Annotated in this window: 12 protein-coding genes; 9 read left to right on the top strand and 3 right to left on the bottom strand. The window is 52.6% G+C overall.

Features of this window, described 5'->3' with window-relative positions:
* Positions 1-13 precede the first annotated feature (13 nt).
* The 7 genes from clpP to fadM all read left to right on the top strand — a co-directional run bounded on the left by clpP (position 14) and on the right by fadM (position 8,369).
* Entirely contained in the window at positions 14-637 is a 624-nt protein-coding gene (clpP, locus tag ACLJZ5_RS06430; protein ID WP_000122257.1) for an ATP-dependent Clp endopeptidase proteolytic subunit ClpP, read from the top strand.
* 251 nt (positions 638-888) lie between these two features.
* Positions 889-2,160 (top strand): ATP-dependent protease ATP-binding subunit ClpX, encoded by a 1,272-nt coding sequence (gene clpX / locus ACLJZ5_RS06425; RefSeq protein WP_000130314.1) that lies wholly within the window; start codon positions 889-891, stop codon positions 2,158-2,160.
* Between the two features lie 185 nt (positions 2,161-2,345).
* The gene (gene lon / locus ACLJZ5_RS06420; protein WP_001067723.1) at positions 2,346-4,700 is read left to right on the top strand and encodes an endopeptidase La; all 2,355 of its coding nucleotides are present in this window, start codon (positions 2,346-2,348) and stop codon (positions 4,698-4,700) included.
* Between the two features lie 190 nt (positions 4,701-4,890).
* Complete coding sequence (gene hupB, locus ACLJZ5_RS06415; RefSeq protein WP_254888479.1) at positions 4,891-5,181, top strand: nucleoid-associated protein HU-beta; 291 nt, start codon at positions 4,891-4,893, stop codon at positions 5,179-5,181.
* A 290-nt stretch (positions 5,182-5,471) separates the two neighbouring features.
* Positions 5,472-7,343 (top strand): peptidylprolyl isomerase, encoded by a 1,872-nt coding sequence (gene ppiD / locus ACLJZ5_RS06410; protein WP_000969425.1) that lies wholly within the window; start codon positions 5,472-5,474, stop codon positions 7,341-7,343.
* Between the two features lie 149 nt (positions 7,344-7,492).
* Positions 7,493-7,867 (top strand): helix-hairpin-helix domain-containing protein, encoded by a 375-nt coding sequence (locus ACLJZ5_RS06405; protein WP_000680322.1) that lies wholly within the window; start codon positions 7,493-7,495, stop codon positions 7,865-7,867.
* A gap of 103 nt (positions 7,868-7,970) precedes the next feature.
* The gene (gene fadM, locus ACLJZ5_RS06400) at positions 7,971-8,369 is read left to right on the top strand and encodes a long-chain acyl-CoA thioesterase FadM (protein ID WP_001194543.1); all 399 of its coding nucleotides are present in this window, start codon (positions 7,971-7,973) and stop codon (positions 8,367-8,369) included.
* 105 nt (positions 8,370-8,474) lie between these two features.
* On the opposite strand, the gene queC is transcribed toward fadM, so the two are convergent.
* Together queC and ACLJZ5_RS06390 are read right to left on the bottom strand one after the other, a co-directional pair.
* The gene (queC, locus tag ACLJZ5_RS06395; RefSeq protein WP_000817202.1) at positions 8,475-9,170 is read right to left on the bottom strand and encodes a 7-cyano-7-deazaguanine synthase QueC; all 696 of its coding nucleotides are present in this window, start codon (positions 9,168-9,170) and stop codon (positions 8,475-8,477) included.
* Between the two features lie 64 nt (positions 9,171-9,234).
* Positions 9,235-10,935 (bottom strand): SgrR family transcriptional regulator, encoded by a 1,701-nt coding sequence (locus tag ACLJZ5_RS06390; protein ID WP_001238174.1) that lies wholly within the window; start codon positions 10,933-10,935, stop codon positions 9,235-9,237.
* Positions 10,936-11,035: 100 nt separating this feature from the next.
* On the opposite strand from ACLJZ5_RS06390, the gene cof reads away from it, so the two are divergent.
* Entirely contained in the window at positions 11,036-11,854 is an 819-nt protein-coding gene (gene cof / locus ACLJZ5_RS06385) for an HMP-PP phosphatase (RefSeq protein ID WP_000113040.1), read from the top strand.
* 48 nt (positions 11,855-11,902) lie between these two features.
* Here the strand turns inward: cof and cdsH are convergent, their stop codons facing one another.
* Positions 11,903-12,958 (bottom strand): cysteine desulfhydrase, encoded by a 1,056-nt coding sequence (cdsH, locus tag ACLJZ5_RS06380; protein WP_000987851.1) that lies wholly within the window; start codon positions 12,956-12,958, stop codon positions 11,903-11,905.
* Positions 12,959-13,070: 112 nt separating this feature from the next.
* On the opposite strand from cdsH, the gene decR reads away from it, so the two are divergent.
* Positions 13,071-13,529, top strand: coding sequence for a DNA-binding transcriptional regulator DecR (gene decR / locus ACLJZ5_RS06375; protein ID WP_000884593.1), 459 nt, complete (start codon positions 13,071-13,073; stop codon positions 13,527-13,529).
* Positions 13,530-13,548: the final 19 nt, after the last annotated feature.

Here is a 13,548-nt window from a genome sequence, read left to right as displayed (position 1 = left end):
CCAGGAGACGGAAATGTCATACAGCGGAGAACGAGATAATTTGGCCCCTCATATGGCGCTGGTGCCGATGGTCATTGAACAGACCTCACGCGGTGAGCGCTCTTTTGATATCTATTCTCGTCTACTTAAGGAACGCGTCATATTTCTGACCGGCCAGGTCGAAGACCATATGGCTAACTTGATCGTGGCGCAGATGCTGTTCCTGGAAGCGGAAAACCCGGAAAAAGATATCTATCTGTACATTAATTCTCCTGGCGGCGTAATTACTGCGGGGATGTCCATCTATGACACCATGCAGTTTATTAAGCCAGACGTCAGCACCATTTGTATGGGACAGGCGGCCTCTATGGGGGCGTTTCTGCTGACTGCCGGGGCGAAAGGCAAACGTTTCTGCTTGCCGAACTCTCGCGTCATGATCCACCAGCCGCTGGGCGGCTACCAGGGCCAGGCGACGGATATTGAAATTCACGCCCGCGAAATTTTGAAAGTAAAAGGGCGCATGAATGAACTTATGGCGCATCATACGGGTCAATCTCTTGAGCAGATTGAACGTGATACTGAGCGCGATCGCTTCCTCTCCGCGCCTGAAGCGGTAGAGTACGGTTTGGTTGACTCAATTTTGACCCATCGTAATTGATGCCCTGGACGCAAGTGTGCCGCTATACACTTCATCCTTCACGCTACCTCGGTGTTGGTTGCCAGCGCGCCTCCCAGTGACTTACTTATGTAAGCGCCTGCGGAGTCGCCGAGTTGCCGCCTTGATGTAGCTCGAATGATTTTGTGTATATACTAATGAAGGGCGGCACAACGCTGATTAGCGGCTTGCGCCTGAGAATGGCATTTGCGTCGTCGTGTGCGGCACAAAGAACAAAGAAGAGGTTTTGACTCATGACAGATAAACGCAAAGATGGCTCGGGCAAATTGTTGTACTGCTCTTTTTGCGGCAAAAGCCAGCATGAAGTGCGCAAGCTGATTGCCGGTCCATCCGTGTATATCTGCGACGAATGCGTCGATTTATGTAACGACATTATTCGCGAAGAAATTAAAGAAGTTGCTCCGCACCGTGAACGTAGTGCGCTGCCGACGCCGCATGAAATTCGTACTCACCTGGACGATTACGTTATCGGCCAGGAGCAGGCGAAAAAAGTGCTGGCGGTGGCGGTCTATAACCACTACAAGCGTCTGCGTAACGGCGATACCAGCAATGGCGTCGAGTTAGGCAAAAGCAACATTCTGCTGATTGGACCGACCGGTTCCGGTAAAACGCTGCTGGCGGAAACGCTGGCGCGCTTGCTGGATGTGCCGTTCACTATGGCGGATGCGACCACGCTGACCGAAGCGGGTTACGTGGGTGAAGACGTCGAGAATATCATTCAGAAACTGTTGCAGAAATGCGACTACGACGTGCAAAAAGCGCAGCGTGGGATTGTCTACATTGATGAAATCGATAAGATTTCGCGTAAATCAGACAATCCGTCCATTACCCGCGATGTTTCCGGCGAAGGCGTACAGCAGGCGTTGCTGAAACTGATCGAAGGCACCGTCGCCGCGGTTCCACCGCAGGGCGGTCGCAAACATCCGCAGCAGGAGTTCTTACAGGTAGATACCTCTAAGATTCTGTTTATCTGCGGCGGCGCGTTTGCCGGTCTGGATAAAGTGATCGCTAACCGTGTTGAAACCGGCTCCGGCATTGGTTTTGGCGCGACGGTGAAAGCGAAGTCCGACAAAGCCAGCGAAGGCGAGCTGTTGTCGCAGGTTGAACCGGAAGATTTGATCAAATTTGGTCTGATTCCTGAGTTTATCGGTCGTCTGCCAGTGGTGGCGACGTTGAACGAACTCAGCGAAGAAGCGCTGATTCAAATCCTGAAAGAGCCGAAAAATGCGCTGACCAAGCAGTATCAGGCGCTGTTTAACCTGGAAGGCGTCGATCTGGAATTCCGTGACGAAGCGCTGGACGCTATCGCCAGGAAAGCAATGGCGCGTAAAACCGGTGCCCGTGGTCTGCGTTCTATCGTCGAAGCGGCGCTGCTGGATACCATGTACGATTTGCCATCTATGGAAGACGTCGAAAAAGTGGTGATCGACGAGTCCGTAATTGCCGGTCAGAGTAAGCCGTTGCTGATTTACGGCAAACCGGAAGCGCAGGCTTCTGGCGAATAATTAAACATTCATACAATCAGTTAGCCAAAAAAGGGGGGATTTTATCTCCCCTTTCGTTTTTCCTGTAAACACGCCGTTGAATGTGTGGGAAACATCCCCATATACTGACGTACATGTTATAGGTGGTATGGAGCACAGCTATACTATCTGATTACCTGGCGGACACTAAACTAAGAGAGAGCTCTATGAATCCTGAGCGTTCTGAACGCATTGAAATCCCCGTATTGCCGTTGCGCGATGTGGTGGTTTATCCGCACATGGTCATACCCTTATTTGTAGGGCGGGAAAAATCTATCCGTTGTCTGGAAGCGGCTATGGACCATGATAAAAAAATCATGCTGGTCGCCCAGAAGGAAGCATCAACGGATGAGCCGGGTGTAAACGATCTTTTCACCGTCGGGACCGTGGCCTCTATTTTGCAGATGTTGAAACTGCCTGACGGCACCGTAAAAGTGCTGGTCGAGGGGTTACAGCGCGCGCGTATTTCCGCGCTGTCTGACAACGGCGAACATTTCTCCGCGAAGGCGGAGTACCTTGATTCGCCAGCCATTGATGAGCGAGAACAAGAAGTGCTGGTGCGTACCGCTATCAGCCAGTTCGAAGGCTACATCAAGCTGAACAAAAAAATTCCGCCGGAAGTGCTGACGTCACTCAATAGCATTGACGACCCTGCACGTCTGGCTGACACCATTGCCGCGCATATGCCGCTGAAACTGGCGGATAAACAGTCCGTACTGGAGATGTCCGACGTTAACGAACGTCTGGAATATCTGATGGCGATGATGGAATCTGAAATCGATCTGCTGCAGGTTGAGAAACGCATTCGCAACCGCGTGAAAAAGCAGATGGAGAAATCCCAGCGCGAGTACTATCTGAACGAGCAAATGAAAGCGATTCAGAAAGAACTTGGCGAGATGGACGACGCGCCGGACGAAAACGAAGCGCTGAAGCGTAAAATCGACGCGGCGAAAATGCCGAAAGAGGCGAAAGAGAAAGCGGAAGCGGAACTGCAGAAGCTGAAAATGATGTCTCCGATGTCGGCGGAAGCGACCGTGGTGCGCGGCTACATCGACTGGATGGTGCAGGTGCCGTGGAATGCGCGTAGCAAGGTCAAAAAAGACCTGCGTCAGGCGCAGGAAATCCTCGATACTGACCATTATGGTCTGGAGCGCGTGAAAGACCGCATCCTTGAGTATCTCGCGGTTCAAAGCCGTGTAAATAAAATCAAGGGGCCGATCCTGTGTCTGGTGGGGCCGCCGGGGGTAGGTAAAACCTCGTTGGGCCAGTCCATCGCTAAAGCAACAGGGCGTAAATACATCCGTATGGCGCTGGGCGGCGTGCGTGATGAAGCGGAAATCCGCGGTCATCGCCGGACTTACATTGGCTCTATGCCGGGTAAACTGATCCAAAAAATGGCCAAAGTGGGGGTTAAAAACCCACTGTTCCTGCTCGATGAGATCGACAAAATGTCTTCTGACATGCGCGGCGATCCGGCTTCCGCACTGCTGGAAGTGCTGGATCCGGAGCAGAACGTGGCGTTCAGCGATCATTACCTGGAAGTGGATTACGATCTCAGCGATGTGATGTTCGTCGCCACCTCCAACTCCATGAACATTCCGGCGCCGCTGCTGGATCGTATGGAAGTGATCCGTCTGTCCGGTTATACCGAAGATGAGAAGCTGAATATTGCTAAACGTCACCTGCTGCCGAAGCAGATCGAGCGTAACGCGCTGAAGAAAGGAGAACTGACGGTCGACGATAGCGCGATTATCGGTATTATCCGCTATTACACGCGTGAAGCGGGCGTGCGTAGTCTGGAGCGTGAAATCTCCAAACTGTGCCGCAAAGCGGTTAAACAACTGTTGCTAGATAAATCGTTAAAACATATCGAAATTAACGGCGATAATCTGCACGACTACCTCGGTGTGCAGCGCTTTGATTATGGCCGCGCGGATAGCGAAAACCGCGTAGGTCAGGTGACGGGCCTGGCGTGGACGGAAGTGGGCGGCGATCTGTTGACCATCGAAACCGCCTGCGTACCGGGCAAAGGCAAGTTGACCTACACCGGTTCGCTCGGTGAAGTGATGCAGGAATCTATTCAGGCGGCGCTGACCGTGGTGCGCGCGCGCGCGGAAAAACTGGGTATTAATCCGGACTTTTACGAAAAACGCGATATCCACGTTCACGTGCCGGAAGGCGCAACGCCGAAAGACGGTCCAAGTGCCGGTATCGCGATGTGTACCGCGCTGGTTTCCTGCCTGACCGGTAATCCGGTGCGCGCAGATGTGGCAATGACCGGTGAGATCACCCTGCGCGGTCAGGTGTTGCCGATCGGCGGCCTGAAAGAAAAACTGTTGGCGGCGCATCGCGGCGGGATTAAAACGGTCTTAATTCCATTCGAAAATAAACGTGACCTGGAGGAAATTCCGGACAACGTGATTGCCGATCTGGATATTCATCCTGTGAAGCGCATTGAGGAAGTTCTGACGCTTGCTCTGCAAAACGAACCGTCTGGAATGCAGGTTGTAACCGCAAAATAGTGACCTCGCGCAAATAGCGCTAATAAAAACAGGGCTGGCAGGCTATTTCGGACTTGCCAGCCTTTTTTTGTATAGCTAATTTAGATGGTTGATTGGGTCTGCCACCATTAACGGGTGTTGTAAGGGCGTGGCAGGCCTGATATAACTGCTGCGCGGTCGTACTTCGAAGGATTCAGGTGCGATATAAATTATAAAGAGGAAGAGAAGAGTGAATAAATCTCAACTGATCGAAAAAATTGCTGCAGGGGCTGATATCTCTAAGGCTGCGGCTGGACGTGCGTTAGATGCGATTATTGCTTCTGTTACCGAATCTCTGAAAGAAGGGGATGACGTTGCACTGGTAGGCTTTGGTACTTTTGCTGTTAAAGAGCGTGCTGCCCGTACTGGTCGCAACCCGCAAACAGGTAAAGAGATCACCATCGCCGCTGCCAAAGTGCCTAGTTTCCGTGCAGGTAAAGCGCTGAAAGACGCGGTAAACTAAGCGTGATCCCCTCGGGGGATGTGACAAAGTACAAGGGCGCATCAACTGATGTGCCTTTTTTATTGACGATTCGGGACTTTCTGCGCGTTGCGGGCTGACAATTGCCCTCGTTTCTTGTCACAATAGGCTTTTGCGCGCCGCGTTCAGAAAATGCGATGCGCGTGAAGTCTATATACGCAAATCATTCAGGTTGCGTCGACGCGGCAACTGAGCGAATCACTCGGTAGCCAGCAGAGAAGCCGCCTGAAAGATAAAGTGTAAAGTCACCTACAGCGGAGTGTGGTTACACCATGATGGACAGCTTACGCACGGCTGCAAACAGTCTCGTGCTCAAGATTATTTTCGTTATCATTATCGTGTCGTTCATTTTGACCGGCGTTAGTGGTTACCTGATTGGCGGAAGCAATAACTACGCCGCAAAAGTGAATGGCCAGGAAATCAGCCGGGCACAGTTTGAGAATGCGTTTAATAACGAACGTAACCGTATGCAGCAGCAGTTGGGCGACAGGTATTCTGAACTGGCGGCCAACGAAGGTTATATGAAAAGCCTGCGCCAGCAGGTGCTGAATCGTCTGATAGACGAAGCGCTGTTGGATCAATATTCCCGCGAACTGAAACTGGGCATCAGCGATGAGCAGGTAAAGCAGGCGATTTTCGCCACTCCCGCTTTTCAGGTGGACGGTAAGTTTGACAACAACCGCTATAACGCGATTGTGAATCAGATGGGAATGACCGCCGATCAGTACGCTCAGGCGCTGCGTAACCAGCTTACCACTCAGCAACTGATCAACGGCGTGGCCGGTACTGATTTTATGCTGAAAGGGGAAACCGACGAACTGGCGGCATTAGTCTCTCAACAGCGCGTGGTGCGTGAAGCCGTTATTGATGTCAACGCGCTGGCGGCGAAGCAGCAGGTGACCGATCAGGAAGTGTCCAGCTACTACGATCAGAATAAAGCCCGCTTTATGACGCCGGAACAGTTCCGCGTAAGCTATATCAAGCTGGATGCCGCGACGATGCAGGCACCGGTCAGCGATGCGGATATTCAGGCCTATTATGACCAGCATGTAGATCAGTTTACTCAGCCGGAGCGCATTCGTTACAGCATTATTCAGACCAAAACGGAAGATGATGCGAAAGCGGTACTGGATGCGCTGAACAAGGGCGAAGATTTCGCCACGCTGGCGAAAGAGAAATCCACCGATATCATCTCTGCGCGTAATGGCGGCGATATGGGCTGGCTGGAAGAGTCTGCCACGGTGCCGGAACTGAAAAACGCCGGATTAAAAGAAAAAGGTCAGATATCTGGCGTGATTAAGTCGTCTGTCGGTTTTCTGGTGGCGCGTCTGGATGATATTCAGCCTGCCAAAGTGAAACCGTTAAGCGAGGTTCGCGACGACATTGCCGCGAAAGTGAAACAAGAAAAAGCGCTGGATGCTTACTATGCGTTGCAGCAGAAGGTGAGCGATGCGGCAAGCAACGACAATGAGTCGTTAGCAGGCGCTGAACAGGTCGCTGGCGTAAAAGCGGTTGAAACCGGCTGGTTTAGCCGTGACACCTTACCGGAAGAGCTGAACTTCAAACCGGTAGCCGATGCTATCTTTAATGGCGGTCTGGTGGGCGAAAACGGTACGCCGGGGCCGAATTCAGACATTATCACCGTGGATGGCGACCGGGCTTTTGTCGTGCGCGTGAGCGAACATAAACCTGAAGCCGTGAAGCCGTTGGCAGAAGTGAAAGAACAGGTCACTGCCCTGGTGAAGCATAACAAAGCGGAACAACAGGCGAAGCTGGATGCGGAAAAACTGCTGGTCGAGCTGAAAGCGGGCAAAGGCGCGGAAGCGATGAAAGCGGCGGGTCTGAGTTTTGGCGAGCCTAAAACGTTAAGTCGTACCAGTCAGGATCCGGTGAGTCAGGCGGCCTTTGCGTTAAGCCTTCCGACGAAAGATAAGCCAGTTTATGGCGTGGCGAACGATATGCAGGGTAACGTCGTTCTGCTGGCGTTTGACGAGGTGAAAGCGGGCGCCATGCCGGAAGCGCAGAAAAAAGCGATGGTGCAGGGCATCACGCAGAACAATGCGCAAATTGTCTTTGAGGCGCTGATGAGCAATCTGCGTAAAGAGGCGAAAATCAAAATCGGCGACGCTCTGGAACAGCAGTAATCGTCGAGGCGCTTCGCAAAAAATTGCAAAACGTTGTATCCCACAAAGGCCGCTTTCGCGGCCTTTTCCATTTCTGAGAATTGCCGTTTGTTCGTTTTTCTCCGCCCCGCTATCGTGGCTGCACTGTTAACAAACAAGGAGAAAACAGTATGAAACACGGAATTAAAGCACTGCTTATTACACTTTCTTTAACCTGCGCGGGCATGGCCCATAGCGCGCTGGCGGCGACGCCTGTCGCAAAAAATGCAGCGGTGGAAACAAAAGCGGATACGCCTTCTTCATCCTCCGCCAAAGCGGCATTACCTGCTAAAGCCAGCGATGATGAAGGTACCAGGGTGAGCATTAATACCGCGTCTGCGGAGGATCTGGCGCGGGTGATGAACGGCGTTGGGCTGAAAAAAGCGCAGGCTATTGTGAGCTATCGGGAGGAGTATGGTCCTTTTAAAACGGTGGATGATTTAAAGCAGGTGCCGGGAATGGGAAGCGCGCTGGTGGAGCGTAATCTGGCAGTTTTAACATTGTAATCACTTGCACAGTGGCCAAAATTTGCCAGACTGTAGAGGTCATACCAGTTATGACCTCTGTACTTGTCGTTTACTTATAACAACAACGTAAGGTTATTGCGCTATGCAAACACAAATCAAAGTTCGTGGATATCATCTTGATGTTTATCAACATGTTAATAATGCCCGCTATCTGGAGTTTCTGGAAGAGGCCCGTTGGGATGGGCTGGAAAACAGCGACAGCTTTCAGTGGATGACGGCCCGCAATATTGCCTTTGTGGTGGTAAACATCAATATAAATTACCGTCGTCCGGCGGTATTGAGCGATCTACTGACCGTGACCAGCCAGGTACAACAGCTTAACGGTAAAAGCGGCGTATTAAGCCAGACGATTACGCTGGAGCCAGAAGGGCAGGTGGTGGCCGATGCGCTCATCACGTTTGTTTGTATTGATTTAAAAACGCAAAAAGCGCTGCCGCTGGAAGGCGAATTGCGTGAAAAGCTGGAACAGATGGTGCAATAACGCCTCGCTGTCTGATGGCGTTGAACTTGTCCGGCCTGGCGATATTGACCATGGTGCATATCGCCAGGCCGGATAAGGCGCGTGCGCCGCCATCCGGCAAAACAATCACCTTAACCCGGTTTTTTGCTTCATTGCAGTCATCACCGCCGCTTTATTCGACAGATAATGATTCAGGCCGTTAGCGCGCAGATTACAGGCCGCGCAATGACCACAGCCATCGCCTTTAATGCCGTTATAGCAGGTCAGCGTCTCTTCGCGAACCAAATCCAGTTGGCCCCAATAATCGGCCAGCGCCCAGGTTTCAGCTTTATCAATCCACATTAAGGGCGTTTCGAAACGGATATCTTTCGCCATGCCCAGATTCACCGCGTGATTCAGCGCTTTGACGAACTCATCGCGACAGTCTGGATAGCCGGAAAAATCGGTCTCGCAAACGCCGGTGATCACCGCTTCGGCTTTGACCTGATAAGCGTAAATCGCCGCCAGCGTCAGAAAGAGAATATTGCGTCCCGGTACGAAAGTATTGGGGATACCGTCAGCGTTCGGTTCATAGTCCGGCACCGGAATGCTATCCCGCGTCAGGCTGCTGACCGCCAGTTCGTTCAGCAAAGTGACATCCAGCACTTTATGCGCGCGTGCGCCAAGTTTTAACGCCAGTGCGCGCGCGACATCAATCTCTGCGCGGTGGCGCTGACCATAATCAAACGTGACACAATGCACTTCATCATACTGATGCCGCGCTTGCGCCAGACAAGTGGTGGAGTCCTGACCTCCACTAAATACAACAACGGCGCGTTTCATAGTTATCCTGATCAATGACGAAAACCAATATGGTAACGCGTACGGATAATCCCGACCAGCTTCTTCACGGCGAAGGCGGCGGAAGCCAGGCTTCGCTAAATTCAAACCAGCCGCGAGGGGTCAGTCGAACGCCGTTAACGCCCGGTGGGGCGCTGATGCGATAGTGATAATTAAACAGCGGCGTAAGTGTGGCGTCATCCATCAGGTTGGCAAAAACTTGTTGTAGCGCGGCGCGGCGATCTTTTTCATTGGGCTGAATTTGCAGAGCGTCAAGCGTAGCCTGCAGATGGGAAAACGCAGGCGCGTCAAGGACATGCGGCCAGATCTGATCGCAACGTAGCCACTGCTCCAGCGTATATTCCGGCGCTTCGCCGATCAGCCTGTCGCCCATCATCAGATCCGCTTGCGCCAACGCAGGGCAGTTATCCCAGTTTTTGGCATTATGAAAAATCAACGTTAACTCACAGCCGAGCGTCGCCAGGTAATGTCGAAGCTGTTCCGCCATCGTATGCAGCTCTACGGGAAGGTGATACGCCAGGGTAAGTTTTTTCGGCAATGGCGTTTCATCAACGTCCTGCCATTGCGGGATTGTCCAGCCGGGTAGCAGCCCCTGACTTGGCATAATCAAGTTCTCATCTACCGGCAAGGTTTTCAGCAGCGAAGTATGATGGATAATATGTATCAGACGCCGCGCCTGCTGTACGTTGAGCCGTGAGCCCTTTTTGAGGGTTAAATAACAAAAGCCCAGGCTGATACCACTACTTACCTGACTCAGCGTCGCCAGCTCTTCCGGTTTGCCGATGGCAATCTGCACCGGATGGCGGCAACTGGTGCCCAGATCCTGGGCAAACAGTTGCGGGGTGATCCAGAATTCAATCGCTTTCAGCAGCGGATGGCTGAGGTGATAATGGTCATGACTTTCCAGACGCACCAGTTCCGGCGTGAACAACGCCAGGCGAAAAGGACCGGTGCCGATAAGCGGCAGGTCAGGATGCGCCAGACCGCTACAATAGCTCGCCAGACGATGCGCCAGCCAGTAATCAGGTCGGTGAAGGAGAAAGGTCAGGCACTGAGGATGCGTTACTTCGATCCGTGCGACGCTAATAAACAATTTGCTTAGCGCCGGTAGGGTAAGCAGCCTTTCCAGGCGTTCGTGTAGCTGCGCGGTATCCACCGCATCGCCATTATGCCAGTGCAGCGTGGAGCGAATATAAAAATCCCAGCGTAAACCGTCGGCGGAAACCTTCCAGTGATGCGCCAAATCCCCGCAAGGATATTGGCTATCGCGGTCGAAGCGCGTTAACCCGGAAAAAACTTGCCCTGCGAGATGCTGTTCCGCGCGTCCTGGCAGAAAACCCGGCTGCAGCGGATCAAGCGGACGATAGTAGGGAATACGCAATGTCGGCGTATCGTTTTGCCATTGGCCGCCCATAAAAGGCTGGAGCATCGCCCGTAACTCGCCCGGCGCCAGCTGCGCCAGTTCCAGTACGTTGAGCTGCTGCCCTTTTTCCAGCGCCTGTTCCATCATGGCGGTGCGGAGCGATTCCGGCGTGACCAGAAACTGGAGCCGTCCACGTTTCCCGCGTCCGGACTGCGCCTCCCATCTTAGCCAACCCGCCTGCTGGGCCTGACGCAGCAGCGTTCGCAGATGGCGCTCGCTACAAAAACAGCGTTCGGCCAGTTCGCTAACGGTGACATGTTGCGTTTCCCCGGCGGAAGGCTGCCAGAGGCGTTGATATTGATTAAGCCGATTCAGTAGCCTCATAGAAACCCGGAACACTTCCTTTTATCTGTTCACTATTACTTCCGTATATCTCAGGTAATACTGAACAACAAGTTAACCGCGTCACAGTGTGGAGAAAGAGATGGCCCGTCTGGCAGCATTTGATATGGATGGCACGTTATTAATGCCCGATCACCATTTGGGTAGAGAAACGATCGCCACGCTGTCGCGTCTGCGCGAACGCGATATCACCCTGACATTCGCTACGGGTCGTCATGTGCTGGAGATGCGGCATATTCTGGGGACGCTTTCACTGGATGCTTATCTTATTACCGGTAACGGGACGCGAATTCACTCGCTGGAAGGCGACGTGCTGCATCGTCAGGATCTCGATCCTCAGGTTGCCGATACGGTGATGCACCATGCCTGGGATACCCGAGCCAGTATGCATGTGTTTAATGACAACGGCTGGTTTACAGGCCAGGAGATCCCCGCGCTACTCCAGGCGCACGTCTACAGCGGCTTTCGTTATCAGGTTATCGATATAAAAAGCATTCCGGCCCATCAGGTGACGAAGATCTGTTTTTGCGGCGATCATGACGATCTGATCCGTTTGCGCATTCAGCTCAATGAGGCGCTGGAAGAACGCGCTCATCTCTGTTTCTCTGCCGTCGACTGCCTGGAAGTGCTACCGCTGGGGTGCAATAAAGGATCGGCGCTGGCGGTATTGAGCAACCATTTAGGGCTTTCACTGGCAGATTGCATGGCGTTTGGCGACGCGATGAACGATCGGGAAATGCTGGGCAGCGTCGGGCGGGGGCTCATTATGGGCAATGCCATGCCGCAGCTTATCGCCGCGCTGCCACACCTTTCGGTTATCGGACATTGTGGTAATCAAGCGGTATCACACTTTTTGACGCATTGGCTGGACAATCCGCATCTACCTTATTCCCCCGAATGAGAGATCTCTTCCAGCAAGCCAGACATTCAGTCTGGCTTTTTTTTGTTTCTAGTCGCCGGTAAGTAATTTTTCGATGGCCGCTGACCACGGCGTCAAATCGCCGATATGGTCGCTAACCCAGGACGGATGGTAATAGGTATCCAGATAGCGATCGCCGCTATCGCACAATAACGTCACGATAGCGCCGGTTTCTCCAGCCTCGCGCATCCGGGCCGCAAGCTGCAGCGCTCCCCACATATTCGTGCCGGTAGAGGCGCCGACTTTACGGCCTAGCTGCGTTTCCAGCCAGTGTGCGGTGGCAACGCTGGCGGCGTCCGGCACGCGCAGCATCTCATCCACGACATCCGGAATAAAAGAAGGCTCTACTCGCGGACGACCAATTCCTTCAATTTTACTGCCCACCGGGCTGCGTAATGAAGCGTCGCGATCCTGCCAGTAAGGTAAAAAGACGGAATTTTCCGGATCCACCACCATGAGCTGAGTATCATAGCCCTGGCAGCGAATATAGCGCCCAATCGTCGCAGAGGTTCCGCCCGTTCCGGCGCTCATGACGATAAATCGCGGTACTGGATGGGGTTCGTTGCGCATCTGGCGGAAAATACTGTCGGCAATATTATTGTTGCCCCGCCAGTCGGTAGCTCGTTCTGCGTAGGTAAACTGGTCCATATAGTGACCGTTCAGTTCATGCGCCAGCCGCTCGGAGGCGGCATAAATTTCGCAGGCGCTCTCCACAAAATGACAGTGGCCGCCGTAAAATTGAATCTGTTCGATTTTACGTTTTGCGGTACAGGCGGGCATGACGGCGATGAACGGCAGTCCCAGTAAACGCGCGAACCAGGCTTCGGAAATCGCCGTTGAGCCTGATGACGCTTCAATAATCGGAGTGCCTTCTTTAATCCAGCCATTGCACAGCCCATAAAGGAACAGCGAGCGCGCCAGACGATGCTTGAGGCTACCGGTGGGATGCGTGCTTTCATCTTTCAGGTAAAGCTGGATACCTGGAAATGCCGACAGGGGCAAACGAATAAGATGCGTATCCGCCGAGCGCTGGTGGTCAGCGTTAATTTCATTAATGGCATTTTTAACCCAATTGCTACTCATCATTAATATCCATTTATCATTTTGTGCCAAGAGTAGCGAAAAGTACGGAAAAAATTGTTGCTATTTGACCTTTAAATTACAATGTAAGGAGAAAAATATTCTCTATGGAGTGGGTATGTTAGATAAAATTGACCGTAAGCTGCTTTGCTTATTGCAGCAGGATTGTACCCTCTCTTTGCAGGCGCTGGCGGATGCCGTTAATCTGACGACAACGCCTTGCTGGAAGCGGCTTAAACGCCTGGAAGATGACGGTATCCTGCTTGGCAGGGTCGCGCTGCTGGACCCGGAAAAACTGGGTCTGGGATTAACCGCTTTTGTGTTGATAAAAACGCAGCACCACAGCAGTGAATGGTACTGTCGGTTCGTGACCGTCGTCTCTGAGATGCCGGAAGTGCTAGGCTTCTGGCGGATGGCGGGGGAATACGACTATCTGATGCGAGTTCAGGTGGCCGACATGAAGCGGTATGACGACTTCTATAAACGTCTGGTCAATAGCGTCCCAGGACTGTCAGACGTCACCTCCAGTTTTGCGATGGAACAGATTAAGTACACCACCTCTCTGCCCATTGAATAATTCTCCCGGTATTGCCGGA

The sequence above is a fragment of the Salmonella sp. 5800 genome, from assembly GCF_046558195.1.
GTDB lineage: Bacteria > Pseudomonadota > Gammaproteobacteria > Enterobacterales > Enterobacteriaceae > Salmonella > Salmonella enterica.
This window is presented reverse-complemented; position numbering and strand designations above follow the sequence as displayed.

Coding starts and splice junctions, on each gene's coding strand:
- clpP (WP_000122257.1), top strand. CDS start 14: ATGTCATACAGCGGAGAACGAGATAATTTGGCCCCTCATATGGCGCTG.
- clpX (WP_000130314.1), top strand. CDS start 889: ATGACAGATAAACGCAAAGATGGCTCGGGCAAATTGTTGTACTGCTCT.
- lon (WP_001067723.1), top strand. CDS start 2,346: ATGAATCCTGAGCGTTCTGAACGCATTGAAATCCCCGTATTGCCGTTG.
- ppiD (WP_000969425.1), top strand. CDS start 5,472: ATGATGGACAGCTTACGCACGGCTGCAAACAGTCTCGTGCTCAAGATT.
- ACLJZ5_RS06405 (WP_000680322.1), top strand. CDS start 7,493: ATGAAACACGGAATTAAAGCACTGCTTATTACACTTTCTTTAACCTGC.
- fadM (WP_001194543.1), top strand. CDS start 7,971: ATGCAAACACAAATCAAAGTTCGTGGATATCATCTTGATGTTTATCAA.
- queC (WP_000817202.1), bottom strand. CDS start 9,170: ATGAAACGCGCCGTTGTTGTATTTAGTGGAGGTCAGGACTCCACCACT.
- ACLJZ5_RS06390 (WP_001238174.1), bottom strand. CDS start 10,935: ATGAGGCTACTGAATCGGCTTAATCAATATCAACGCCTCTGGCAGCCT.
- cof (WP_000113040.1), top strand. CDS start 11,036: ATGGCCCGTCTGGCAGCATTTGATATGGATGGCACGTTATTAATGCCC.
- cdsH (WP_000987851.1), bottom strand. CDS start 12,958: ATGATGAGTAGCAATTGGGTTAAAAATGCCATTAATGAAATTAACGCT.
- decR (WP_000884593.1), top strand. CDS start 13,071: ATGTTAGATAAAATTGACCGTAAGCTGCTTTGCTTATTGCAGCAGGAT.